The following is a 13,072-nucleotide window of genomic DNA, read 5'->3' as shown; positions in this document are numbered from 1 at the left end:
AGCCGGTCCCCGATCCAACCGCTTCCAATATTGAAACAATTAGACGCACGTTCATCGAGGGCATGCCCTTATCTGCTGAGCAAAGGCTAGCTTCGGACCAGAAGATTGCTGCTGCGTATTTTGACATCGGCAATTACTACCGTGATGTTTCACTTGATACAATGGAAGCTTTGAACACGTACCAAAAGCTTCTTACCCGTTTCCCGGAGAGCTCTAACAAGCTGGCTATATATTATAATCTATACCGACTTAATATCAGGGCCAATCCGCAGCGCTCAGAAGAATTCAAGAATATCTTGCTTAAAGATTTTCCCGAATCTCCTTTTGCGAAGATAATCTTAGACCCGCAATATAATCAGAGGTCAGACGAGCAGGAGATTGCATTCAACCGCTTTTACAATGATGCGTATGATCTCTATTCCGGAAAAAAATATGATGAGGTCCTTTCACATATAAGCAGGTATGGACAGTCATTTACTGGCCGCCCCGTACCTGCTCAGCTTGATTATATCCGGGCTCTGGCTGTCGGCCGTACTCAAAAGCTTCCAGCCTTGGAGACAGCGTTCAAAGAGCTGATTATCGCATACCCTGATGATAAATTGATTGTGCCCCTCGTGAAAGAGCATCTTCTATATATTAATTCGAACCGGGCGCAATTAAGCGAGCGTATTGTAGCCCTGGTGGATAATGATCCGAATAGGGATAGGTTTGTTCAGGAACCCGTTAACCAGCCGGTAACAGTGGTGGTATCCAATAATATTCCCGAGACTCGACCTGACAAAACCCCTGTAACACCAAACCCAACAGTTAACGTCCCAGTGGTAGAAAGTTCGTTTTTCGTAAAGGAAGATGCTGCATTGTTTTACTTCGTGATAAATGTCTCGGACCCTTCTGTGAATTTGAGTTCCTCCCGCTTCGGTATTGGCCAGTTCAACCGGATTAATTTGCCACAGGCTGGTATTAAACATCAGTTAAAGACTGTGAATAGGCAAAACCAGCTTATATTTGTCGGGCCGTTCGAAGGGCGGGCATCCGCTCAGGTTTATTTTAACAGCATCAATCCGATGATGAAAGAGATCATGAAGGTACCAGTTGCCAGATACAATACCTTTTTTATAAACCAGCAAAACCTGGATAAGATAACTGACAGGGCTACCCTGGACCAGTACATCGAGTTTTACAAAAGCACCTACTAATGAGTCCAAATATGAATACCCAACTGACGCAGCAGGACTTAAATCGCTATACAATCCGGTTCTGGAAATGGATTATCGGGATAATTGCATTCGGCGCTATCCTGATCTTTAGCATCGGACTTGGGTTATTTGGAACACTGCCAGATCTTCGTGCGCTTGAAAATCCCAAAAGCAATCAGGCTTCGGAAGTTATTTCAGACGACAATGTGGTGCTCGGAACATACTATGTTCAAAACCGGACAAACGTACGATATGATGAGATCTCGCCAAATGTAATCAATGCCTTAATCGCTACTGAAGATATCCGGTTTTACAATCACTCAGGAATAGACTTTAAACGGACATTCACCATCATATTTTATAACCTTATCGGGAAAAGGCAGGGAGCCAGTACTATCACGCAGCAGCTTGCATTGAACTTGTTTTCTGAGGAAGGCAGATCTAGAAGCTTCCTTAAAAGACTGATCCAAAAATCACAGGAACTTATTGTTGCCGTGAAGCTCGAACGCCAGTATACGAAAGAAGAGATCCTTACCATGTATTTGAACACCGTCGATTTTGGTTCTTACAATACTTATGGTATCAAATCAGCAGCGAGAACCTATTTTAGCACCACACCCGACAAGTTAAAGCCTCATCAGGCGGCAATCCTTATCGGGATGCTTAAAGGTCCATCTTACTATAATCCGCATAGAAATCCTGAGCGCGCATTATTGCGCCGGAATACCGTGCTGGAGAATATGAATAAGGCCAGTTATATCAGCGATGAAGAAGCTGGTCGACTAAAGCAGTTGCCACTCGGCCTTGCCTTTAATCCGACAGATCATGCTGACGGTTCGGCGGCTTATTTCCGTGCTGTGCTTAAAAAAGATGTGCAGGCTACACTTGCGGAGAACTCAATCTTTAAATCCGATAACACTCCATACGATCTTGACCGGGATGGATTGAAAATATATACCACCCTAAATTCGCGTATGCAGCATTACGCTGAGGAGGCGCAAACGGAGTATATGAAAACGCTTCAGGTAAGCTTCAAAAATTCGTGGAAAGGACGTGATCCTTTTGACTTTAAAGAAGCCAAAGGGCTGATAGACCAGGGAATGAGACGTTCTGACCGTTACCGCGCTCTTAAAGACGAAGGTAAAACGGAAGAAGATATTCTTGAAAATTTCAGGACACCGGCTAAGATGACCATATTTAGCTGGCGTGGAGAAATAGATACCATGATGAAGCCTATTGACTCAATTAAGTATTACAAATTGCTATTACGTAATGCTGTGATGTCGATGGAACCTCAAAGCGGTTATGTACGTGCCTGGGTGGGCGGTATTGATTTCAACCATTTCAAATATGACCAGGTAAAGGTTGGTACCAGGCAGGTTGGATCAACCGCTAAGCCATTCACTTATGCTGTTGCTATAGGAAACGGGGGGTTTTCTCCATGCTATATGGTTGACAATCTCCCTGTTAGTATCAATGCCGGTGATGGTACAACCTATACTCCCAGGTCATACAAGTCTTTACCGGGACCACTGACTTTGAAAAAAGCCCTGGCTCATTCTCAAAATAACTCCACAATGTTCCTGATGAGCCAAGTTGGAGCCACGGCAGTGTCAACTCTTGCTAAAAACATGGGCATTACCAGCCCCGTACCTGCATTTCCATCGATAGCTTTGGGTTCGTTTGAAGCCTCGGTGTATGATATGGTGGGGGCCTATTCTGTGTTTGTTAATCATGGCATCTGGACGGAACCAATCTATCTGCTTCGCATTGAGGATAAAAATGGTAACGTCATTTATGAGCGCAAGCCTCGAATTAAAGTGGTAATGGACGAACAAACGGCCTATGTTATGACTGATATGTTAAAGGCTGTTATCAGGGAAGGTACAGGAGTTAGATTAGGTTGGAAATATAAACTGAACAATCCAATAGGCGGAAAAACCGGGACGACAAATAATAATTCGGATGGATGGTTTATGGGGATCACGCCACAGCTGGTTACGGGTGTGTGGACTGGTGCTGAAGATAGAGCGATACATTTCTCTTCAACCGAATTTGGGGAAGGCGCTAACACAGCATTGCCTATTTTTGGATTGTACATGCAGAAAGTATATGCCGACCAGACACTTAAGTACACTAAAGGAGATTTTCCTGTCCCTAAAGGAGGTGTTACCACAACCCTGGATTGCGGCGTCTATTCTAAACAGCAATCTGGGGAGACGACCGAGCTCGATAAAAAATTGGGGTTTTGATTGCCTGCCTACCGCAGGCAGGCTTCGTCGTGAAAGTAAAATAGGATTGGAAAGCTGTTAAATAGAATCAGGTTCGACTCACGTGAGAAAATGATTTAAGTTATGATTTACTGGAGATTCCGGCTTTCGCCGGAATGACAAAGTGGGTGTTAAATTAGGGGAGATTCCGGCTCGGGGGCCGGAATCTGAGTCATATGTGAGAAGCGATATTTGAAAAAATGTGCAGCTGTAAAGCACTAAGATCCCGGGGAAAGCCCAATGTCATTAGATAACGGACGGGAGGTTCTGGCCTTCGCCAGAATGACAAGGCATAGCGAGGTATTGGGGAGATTCCAGCCTTCGCTGGAATCTGAGTAATTCTCATTGTCTCGTTATTAAGTTTTTTGTGTCACCTCGGCGAGATCGCTTTTTGGAACAACATCAAGCTGCGATTCCAGCGAAGGCTGGAATCTCCTATTCTCCAAAAAGGTTAGTCATTCCCGCGCAGGCGGGAACCTCCATAATGGTGTGTAAAATTAGAGGTGTAAGCTTACTTTAATGACATGGTCGAAAGCAGGAACCTCATATTAATATATCTTAAGATTTATGGGTGTAACACGCTTTTAATTAGATATTCGATGTATCTCTTTATAACGGCGAAAGCCGGAACCTCCTATCATTTTATCGTATGCTTTATGGGTGTTCGTATGCTTTCAAGTGGTTATTCAGTGTATAATTTTATAAAGGAACTGGTTTATTAAAGTGCATGGAAAAATTTGATCATCGCCTCGCGACTAAAAACATCCCCCCAAAACCTGGGATATACCAATTTTGGTCGGAAAGCGATGAACTGATATATATTGGCAAGGCAAAAAATCTAAAAAATCGCGTTTCATCCTATTTCAACAAAGATAATTATCGCATTAACGCGAAAACGAGAGTACTTGTCAGCAAAATAAGCCGGGTAACCTTTACCATTGTCGATACTGAAATTGATGCCTGGCTGCTTGAGAATAGCCTGATTAAAAAGCACCAGCCTAAATATAACATCCTCCTAAAAGACGACAAAACATACCCCTGGATCATTATTAAAAATGAGCCTTTTCCGCGTATTTTCTGGACACGGAAGATCATCCGGGACGGGTCTACTTATTTCGGGCCGTACGCATCAATCAGCATGATGCACACGATACTGGGAATGATAAAGGAGATCTACCCATTGCGCACGTGTAGTCTCCCCCTCACACAGCCTAACATCCTGTCTGGAAAATTTCGCGTTTGTCTTGAATATCAGATCGGGAATTGTAAAGGGCCGTGTCAGGCGTTCCAGACAGATGACGACTACGATCAGAATATCTGCGAGATCAAAGATATCCTTAACGGAAAAACAAGCGTCGTAATCAAGAGGCTAAAGGGCCAGCTGGATACTTCTGTTGCTGAACTAAACTTCGAATTATCTCATAGGTTAAAAAGAAAATATGATCTGCTGGACCGCTACCAAAGTAAATCAACCATTGTAAACTCTTCTATCACTGATGTTGATGTCTTCAGCATCGCTACAGATGACAAACATGCATTCGTAAATTACCTAAAGGTGATGAATGGGACTGTCATCCAAACTCAAACTCTTGAAATGAAAAAGCGCTTGGATGAGACGGATGAAGAACTTTTAACAATAGCAATCTTCGAGTTCAGGACCAGGTTTAATAGTACATCAAAAGAAATCATTGTACCGTTCGACCTCGATCTTAGTGAATCAGGTATGCGGGTTAATGTGCCGAAGCTCGGAGAAAAGAGAAAACTGCTGGATCTTTCACAAAAGAATGTAATGTTCTTTAAACGCGAAAAATTAGAGCAGTATGAAAAACTCAATCCGGAATTAAGAACGGACAGGCTTCTAACGCAGATGATGAAGGACCTGCGCCTGAATCAGCTACCCCGCCATATTGAATGTTTTGACAACTCGAATTTTCAGGGGAAGTTTCCGGTTTCGGCGATTGTGGTTTTTAAAGATGCTAAGCCATCCAAAAAAGATTACAGGCATTTCAACGTAAAAACAGTCGAGGGCCCGGATGATTTTGCGACTATGGAAGAAGCTGTTTTTCGGCGATATCGCAGGATGCTGGAAGAACAGCAACCATTGCCGCAGCTTATCGTAATAGATGGTGGAAAGGGGCAGCTCTCTTCGGCTATGAAAAGCCTTAAGACTCTCGGAATTGAAACGCAGGTCACGATGATAGGTATTGCCAAAAGACTCGAGGAGATCTATTACCCGGGAGATCAATATCCTATGTACCTGGATAAGAAATCAGAGACTCTCAAGATCATTCAGCAATTAAGAGACGAGGCACACCGGTTCGGGATAACCTTTCACAGAAGTAAACGGAATAAGGCTACGCTGGCCACAGAACTGGAGAATATCCCCGGTGTCGGGCGAACTACTGCTGAAAAACTGTTACGCCATTTTAAATCCGTCAAGAAAATAAAGGAAGCTACGGTAGAAGAATTGATGCAGGTAATTAATAAAAAACAAGTGCAAATGTTGACTGAATATTTTGGTCGCTAGTGTCCGGTACAAATTTAAAACTCGACAAAACATGTTCTTATGCTTTTGTTGGGAACAGGGAACTTGGTGGGGGTCCTCACTGTCGTGAGGATGACAAGATTATTGGTGGAAATTGAGGAAGGGGGCGGCTGCGCCGCCCCCTTCCTCATCCTTGAGTTAACGGCATGCCATCCTCACGAAAGTGAGGACCTTATATTCAAAATTGCTTATCTTAGTACGACCAGAGATCGTGTTCAAAATCCATCAGCTCCTTTTTCACGCGATCAGATTCATGCAGCTTATCTATCCCTACAGCGTAATCTTTAATACGCAGATCTTCCGGATTGGATTCTTTCACTATATAGCTTGAGAAAATTCGCTTCATAAATACATCGTCGTAGCTAAGGCCTGTTGCATCATTATCTCTGTTTACAACTCCCTTGGTTACCAGCAGGTGACGTGCTTCGGGGAAATAGATCCAAAACGCAGGCTGCTCATCAAATGACTGTCCGGCCGCCTGTATCTTAATCATCGGGGCAATCCCGATAATTCTGGGCTCAAATACCGAGCGCTGCTTGTCAAAGATCCAGTCTTCCTTAATCCTGAATTTAATAATGCTGTCAGGATTAAAATCGCCAGGTTTAACCGTGGTACCTGTTTGATTACCATCATTGTCAAATACCGGAACAAGCACACTATCAGCAAATGTCGCCATCGCTGCCTCAGGCGTTAATACCGAGGAGAATTCATCGCCGTTCACATCATCTTTAGTAGAAGTTGCGCTATATGCTGTAAGCTCGCCTTCCGCGATTGCATCTGTCAGTATCGTGATAAGCCTTGCCTTTGGTGATGCAAAGATCATGTTCGTTTTCTCTCTGAGATCAATTTCGCGCCATACACGTTTGGCAAACATCACATCTGATTCTCTCAAATTCGCGTAAGGAGAAACCTTTGCACTTAGAATATTTTTCTTTTCGTAATAACCGTCAAGAGGCCTCTTAGCTCTTTGAGGCACGGTATCATTATTCATATTCGGCAGCTGGGCGAAAGCCTGAAGGCTGCCAGCGAATAGAATAAGAGCTAAAATTATCTTCTTCATAACCTATTAATTTGCTTTAAAGACCATTCCCGGAAGCAGCCTTTGAGTGCCATCGGGGCCTACGGCCACTATATCATCAAAAATTACCCGGGTTCCGGGAATCACCCCGGCTATTGCTGCCTGCATCTGAGAACTAAACGTATTGCCATTAGTCGTTAGTGCCACAACATCAGCCCTCGGTTTTGCAATAACAAGACTGAATTTGGTTACCCTAAACTTAGCATCAAAATCAAAATTTTCTAAAATGGCAAATAATGCATTGGAGTTCTTGATAATTACAGAGCTTAATGTTCCCGAATTCTTACCGCCAAACTTCGCAATTGGATCAGGAATACGCTTCACCCTGAAATCTGAAGTGCCTACATTCTGGTTTTTGCCGTTAATATTTGCAGATACGGTAACCTTAGCAATTGTTCCGGGAGAATTAACTGTAACAGTATATTTTCCATTCGATCCGGAAATACTTCCGCCGGTCATGCTAACTACCAGATTTTCTTTCGGAATGCCCGGCGCTGATACTGAAACAGGATTAGGAACGCCTACATAAAACACATTCATCTTATCCGGAGAAACTACCGCAGATGGGCGGGCTACCTGATATTTCTGAATTGGTGTATTATATGTTTTAATTGTACCATCTGTTTGCTTCACGCGAACAACTCCAGACCAGCTGAATATTCCTTCTTTACTGGTATTTACGGTGTAATTACCTTTACCATCTTTAACTGAAAGCCTTGATCCCCCAACGGAGATGTCCGGGCTTGACTTTGAGTCAGATGCTGTTAAAAACACCTCAGCTGTATAAGGTTGTCCTTGTATTAAATAAGAAGTTGGAGCAACTACAACCGCCGAAAACTGGTCGAGGTTAACAACCGCCTGATCCATTTTACCAAGAATTCTCTTCACGATTTCCGACTCAGCGTTCTTAGTATCCGCTTTGATCTTTGCCAATGCAGTAATAGCAGCTGTCAAAGGTATTCCATCTCCAAAGTTAGACTGCTCCCATGACCTGTTAACACCGGCACGATCCGGAGGATCTATTGCCTGAAGTGAAAAATTAATCCCTTTACGCTCTTTTTCGTCGAGCAAACTAAGGAGCTTTGTACGGGTGTCATTTATCTTCTTCTTAAGCACCGCAGCCCGGCCCTGATTGATCATCAAACGAGGGGAAATATCTAAATTATCTCTGGCGTCGACATCACCGGTAGCCTCATTAATGCCTCCTCCCTCGGTTAGGAAAAGCTTTTGAAGTTCATCTACATGTACATTCAGTTCATTGAGGTGCGCACTTGCCTGCTTCGCTTTATCATAGATAGGCTTCGCTCTTGCCGGCTCGTCCTTTAACTTGGTAGCTTCAAAAGACGCATAAGTGGCGTCAACCCCGCTTTGAACATTCTGGGATGATGTATTAAGACTATCTGTTAAATTTTTAAAAGCTTCTAAGATCGAATCACTAACATTTAATGCTACCAAACCAAGCAACACCAGGTATAGTATTCCGATCATTTTCTGCCTTGGGGTTTGTTTACCTCCAGCCATGCATTTCTATTTAAAATTGTAAGAATAAAATAACGAATAATGGTTTAGCCTCTTGGCTGATTCATAGCTGACAGCATATTGCCGTAGATAGAATTCAGAGACGCAAGATTCTTAGCCAGTTTCCCAACTTCTTCTTTGAACTGCTTGGAATCTTCCATTGATTCATTAAAGTTTTGCATGGTGAGGGAAAGATTTGAATAGAATTTATTCATTGATTTCAAATGAGCGCTTGAGTCCTGTAATTCCAACTCGTACACAGCATTTAAAGCCGAAATATTTTTAGCCAGTGCGTTTACCTGATCGTGATAAGCTTTTGAATCGACATTTGTATCAGCCATTTCTCTTAAGCTTGATGTTGCTTTCTCAAATGCAGAGTTAAGACCGTCGAAGCTTCCTGACGCAGTTTTTATTTTCGCTGTTAACTCGGTAGTAGCGCTCGCGGAATCGGCAACATTAGATATTGCTGAAACTTTATCTCCAAAAGTACGGAGTCCTGTTCCAAGGCTTTCAATAAGATCAGGCCCAATCTTTGCTTCCGATAACATCTTGTCCAAGGCAGCAGTCGAGTTAGGTGAAGAGCTCTGCACAGAAGAAGTAGGTAACTCTCCTTTAAAATCAGGGTCAAGCTCAGGATAAATCCTCGTCCATTCGGGTTCTGTTGTTTCTGCCTGAAAACCTAATGCAAAAAATAATAATGCTTCTGTGATCAGTCCGGCAGCGATCATCATCTCTCCACCTTTCCAGTGGAGGATCTTAAACATCAAGCCGACAATTACAACTGAAGCACCCCATGATATCAGAGTGTTAATACCAAATTTGAATCTTTTCTTTTGAGCCATAACGGATATACGAATTATAAGTAGAAATTATATTTTATTAAATTTTGTCCTTGATATCGCGTCCCTGGTATTTAGTAATACAACGGAAACCGACATAAGATTTTGAAGTGTCCTGGAATTCAAATTGTCTCGCTGAATTCTGAAGGAAATAACCGATATCTTTCCATGAACCGCCACGTACAACCTTACGTTTTAGCACTTCCGGATCTTCCGGACGTGCTTCGTAGCTGAAAGTTGGGTTCATATCATGTGTGAAAGTAGAGGCAGACTCATCAAAGGCTGAAGAAGTCCATTCCGACACATTTCCAGCCATATTGTATAAGCCATAATCGTTCGGATAGTATGATTTTACATTTACTGTAAATGGTCCGCCGTCATCAATGTAATTACCACGGCCCGGTTTGAAGTTCGCCATCAGGCAACCTTTAGCATTACGGATATAAGGCCCGCCCCATGGATAGCTGGTACCAATACGTCCGCCGCGCGCTGCATATTCAAATTCAGCTTCGGTAGGGAGTTCATAATCTGCTCTTTTAGGAAGCCTGCGGCTTTCTTTATACGCTTCGTTAAAGCGTGTGCGCCAAACTGTGAATGCACGAGCTTGTCTCCAGTTAACTCCTACAACCGGATAGTTGGCGAAAGCAGGGTGTGAAAAATAACCTTTTACCATTGGCTCATTTTGAGCGTAAGCAAAATCTGAAAGCCAAACCAGGGTATCAGGGTAAATGCCTACTGTATCTCTCAGGATAAAGTCGGATCTCTTTGCCTCTTTATTAAATCTGCTGTTAGAGGCTTCACGCAGTCTCATGATCGCAAAATTGTATTTCAAAAGGCGTACATCCAGCTCATTACGGTCAAATACCCGGTCTTCTCCCTGATAATACATAGCCTGCAGCTTAGCAGCGTTAGCGCCGGCTTTTCCTTTACCACCCCAAAGAGCGCTTCCATTCCCAACTTTCTTCCAGTTTATGTATTTCTTGCCAGCATCATTCGGGTCTTGTTTTTTCGGTTGTATGAAGTATTGCGGATCATCTGATAAGTAGGTTGTGATTGCTATTGAATCGCGGACCCAGTTTACAAACTGACGATATTCACTGTTAGTGATCTCTGTCTCATCCATGTAAAAGGCCTGAACAGTTACCTGCTTATTCTGTGAAATTTGAGCGTAAGTAACATCCTGATCGGTCTGGCCCATAATGAAAGTACCAGCAGGAATGTATACCATCCCATAAGGAACCTCGTTATTTTTGAATTTTTTGTCTGAAACTCCAACCAATTCCCCATTAGTCCCACCTTTACCGCAGCTGGTGCCTATAAAAGCTAATGCTGCAAGAGCGATAAGGTATAATTTTTTCATCCGTTTATTTATTTTTTTAGCTGTGATGAACCTGCCTGCCGGTAGGCAGGGCTATCATAATTGATAATTATTCCCCCTGCGGGTTTTGGCAAAATCATGATGGTTTCATCCGTATATAATTATTCGTTTTCTTTTATATTTCTAAAGGCCCTCATGAAATCCCTTCGGGCAGTTTTCTTTTTATGGCAATGAAGTTTGCATGAACCTGGTGATTGTAAAAATAAACCCGAATATAATAAAAAAGTATACAATAAAGGTACACAAACTAATTCCTCAGCCCTTAACAACCTCATTCTCACTTTCAAAAGTGCACCTACTCAATGATTTTAGACGGTATAGAACGTTAAATTACAGCATGTATTTCGTTCTGCCAGAAATATTTCTTTGATACGTTTTCTAAGGCATAAAGGTTGCTGAAATTATAATTCTTGCGTTAACTACCTTAACGTCTTCATTATCTACGAAAAAAAAGGGCTTTGCTATTTGTTAGCTTGCTTAATATATTGTTCGATCGCCATAGTCATACTTGGCGCCTGTGGGGTGGGAGCAGGAATGTCGAGTACGAGCTCGTGTTCCAGTGCTGCTTTGTGGGTACTTGCTCCAAATGCCGCTATACGGGTATTGTTTTGCTGGAAGTCCGGGAAATTGATAAATAATGAATGGATGCTGCTCGGACTAAAAAATGCAATCACATCATAGAATACTTCAGCAAGATCTGATAAGTCGCTGCAAACCGTATGAAATAGGATCGCTGGTTTGAAGTCATATCCGTGATCGTGAAGAAACTTTTGAGTTTCCTCTGCCGCAACATCAGAACAAGGATAAAGGAATTTTTCGGTAGGATGTTTCTTTAGTACATCCGCAAGATCTGCTGCTGTTTGCTTGCCAAAAAATATCTTCCGCTTACGATACTGAATATACTTCTGAAGATATAAGGCTATTGTTTCAGAAATACAGAAATACTTCATATCAGCGGGAACATCATACCTCATCTCTTCGCTTATCCTGAAAAAATGATCCACAGCATTTTTGCTGGTGAATATTACCGCCGTGAAATCAGCCAGATTAGTTTTCTCCTTACGGAAATCCTTTGCAGCCACTCCTTCAACGTGAATAAACGACCGGAAATCTATTTTTAGATTATACTTTTTAGCAAGATCAAAGTAAGGTGATTTGTCGGATTCAGGTTTAGGCAGCGTAACCAGAATACTTTTGACTTTCCTGTGTTTCGCATTTGATGTTACTTGCATATTTATTAAAACTTAAAACCTAAGTGCTTTAAAAAGAATAATTAATGGGCAAAATTCGAGGGCACAAAGGTAAATAATTAAATAAACTTTCGGAAACCTATAATTAGATAAGATATTGATCCCTGCACGTAGAAATTGAAGAACAAAAATAACTATCAGCATAATTATACCAATGTATCCGTAGATCCCTGCATATCTATTCGGTGTAAGACTGAAAGCTATAACAAGGGGAAGAAAGATAAGGGCGCTGTTGAAGTAACTTAAATATAATATAGATACATACTCCTTTACGACGCGGCGGATATCGAACAGAAAGCCCAGTAACCTTAAAACAATGATCTTTATAGTAAACAAGCCAATTACTGCGGCAGAGAGTAATAAAAAGAGCTCGAAACCCTGCACTGGATAGGATAGCTGAAGATATTTGCTGGCCAGATACAGATATAATCCAACTATTAGCCCGAACAATAGATACAGGAATATGAACGGCCAGGAAATAAAAAGGTTATCCTCTTTGTTAATCTGGCTCAGGATCTGGTTGCTGTAAAATGACTGTACAATTGAGCCCAGTTCTTTGGAAAAGAAGAACTTGATCACAGCAAAGAATAAGACCAGAAATAATAGCACCGCCATTATCCAGCTCTCCCCGCTTGGCCGGAGTGTACCTTCATCATACCGGTTAACTTTCCTGGGGAATTTTGAAGCCCAACCTGTGAAGTCGAGATTTTCGACCTTATATAACTTAATCAGGCTATCAATAAAACGATTAGGCCGCTGAGGATCCGGCGTCTTAATCCAAAGAACAGCTAACGAATCCTGAACATGTTTTATAGAATCGCGAAAGAATTGTCTTCTCGCATAAAAAGCGGAATCCCGGTAAACCGGTCGGTACACCCGTGTCGGTCTGGCAATGGTACTAGTGGTATCGACCTGGGCCCAGGCCGACGAATTAATCAGAAATAACACGAGTATAATTCCGTGCAGCCGTTTTAACATTCCCAAAAGCTTTGATTCAG

At 42.3% G+C, this 13,072-nt stretch carries 8 protein-coding genes and 1 pseudogene; 3 read left to right on the top strand and 6 right to left on the bottom strand.

The features are described 5' to 3' along the window. The 3 genes and pseudogenes from WKF69_RS04605 to uvrC form a co-directional block, all read left to right on the top strand. A pseudogene (locus tag WKF69_RS04605) lies at positions 1-1,196 on the top strand (hypothetical protein); the annotation flags it as partial. 11 nt (positions 1,197-1,207) lie between these two features. Further along, complete coding sequence (locus WKF69_RS04600) at positions 1,208-3,448, top strand: transglycosylase domain-containing protein (protein WP_340379879.1); 2,241 nt, start codon at positions 1,208-1,210, stop codon at positions 3,446-3,448. Positions 3,449-4,193: 745 nt separating this feature from the next. Next, positions 4,194-5,993: an excinuclease ABC subunit UvrC gene (gene uvrC / locus WKF69_RS04595; protein WP_340379877.1), complete on the top strand. Its 1,800-nt coding sequence runs from the start codon at positions 4,194-4,196 to the stop codon at positions 5,991-5,993. A gap of 211 nt (positions 5,994-6,204) precedes the next feature. Here uvrC and gldN read toward each other — a convergent pair whose 3' ends face one another. From gldN to WKF69_RS04565, 6 genes are all read right to left on the bottom strand, one after another. Beyond that, positions 6,205-7,071, bottom strand: coding sequence for a gliding motility protein GldN (gene gldN, locus WKF69_RS04590; protein WP_340379875.1), 867 nt, complete (start codon positions 7,069-7,071; stop codon positions 6,205-6,207). A 6-nt stretch (positions 7,072-7,077) separates the two neighbouring features. Then, positions 7,078-8,610 (bottom strand): gliding motility protein GldM, encoded by a 1,533-nt coding sequence (gene gldM, locus WKF69_RS04585; RefSeq protein WP_340379873.1) that lies wholly within the window; start codon positions 8,608-8,610, stop codon positions 7,078-7,080. A 44-nt stretch (positions 8,611-8,654) separates the two neighbouring features. Beyond that, a complete protein-coding gene (gene gldL, locus WKF69_RS04580) occupies positions 8,655-9,449 on the bottom strand; it encodes a gliding motility protein GldL (RefSeq protein WP_340379871.1) in 795 nt (264 codons plus the stop codon). 37 nt (positions 9,450-9,486) lie between these two features. Further along, the gene (locus WKF69_RS04575; RefSeq protein WP_340379869.1) at positions 9,487-10,806 is read right to left on the bottom strand and encodes an SUMF1/EgtB/PvdO family nonheme iron enzyme; all 1,320 of its coding nucleotides are present in this window, start codon (positions 10,804-10,806) and stop codon (positions 9,487-9,489) included. A 479-nt stretch (positions 10,807-11,285) separates the two neighbouring features. Next, positions 11,286-12,056 carry a uroporphyrinogen-III synthase gene (locus WKF69_RS04570; protein ID WP_340379867.1) on the bottom strand — a complete coding sequence of 257 codons (771 nt, stop codon included), beginning with the start codon at positions 12,054-12,056 and terminating at the stop codon, positions 11,286-11,288. Positions 12,057-12,068: 12 nt separating this feature from the next. Beyond that, positions 12,069-13,072, bottom strand: a 1,004-nt coding sequence (locus WKF69_RS04565; RefSeq protein ID WP_340379865.1) for a DUF4271 domain-containing protein, incomplete at its 5' end; no start/stop codon positions are given.

It is taken from the genome of Daejeonella sp. (assembly GCF_037719425.1).
In the GTDB taxonomy this organism is placed as follows: domain Bacteria; phylum Bacteroidota; class Bacteroidia; order Sphingobacteriales; family Sphingobacteriaceae; genus Daejeonella.
This window is presented reverse-complemented; position numbering and strand designations above follow the sequence as displayed.

Excerpts from the sequence above, each read along its gene's own strand:
- uvrC (WP_340379877.1), top strand. The coding sequence starts at position 4,194 with ATGGAAAAATTTGATCATCGCCTCGCGACTAAAAACATCCCCCCAAAA.
- gldN (WP_340379875.1), bottom strand. The coding sequence starts at position 7,071 with ATGAAGAAGATAATTTTAGCTCTTATTCTATTCGCTGGCAGCCTTCAG.
- WKF69_RS04575 (WP_340379869.1), bottom strand. The coding sequence starts at position 10,806 with ATGAAAAAATTATACCTTATCGCTCTTGCAGCATTAGCTTTTATAGGC.
- WKF69_RS04570 (WP_340379867.1), bottom strand. The coding sequence starts at position 12,056 with ATGCAAGTAACATCAAATGCGAAACACAGGAAAGTCAAAAGTATTCTG.
- gldL (WP_340379871.1), bottom strand. The coding sequence starts at position 9,449 with ATGGCTCAAAAGAAAAGATTCAAATTTGGTATTAACACTCTGATATCA.
- gldM (WP_340379873.1), bottom strand. The coding sequence starts at position 8,610 with ATGGCTGGAGGTAAACAAACCCCAAGGCAGAAAATGATCGGAATACTA.
- WKF69_RS04600 (WP_340379879.1), top strand. The coding sequence starts at position 1,208 with ATGAATACCCAACTGACGCAGCAGGACTTAAATCGCTATACAATCCGG.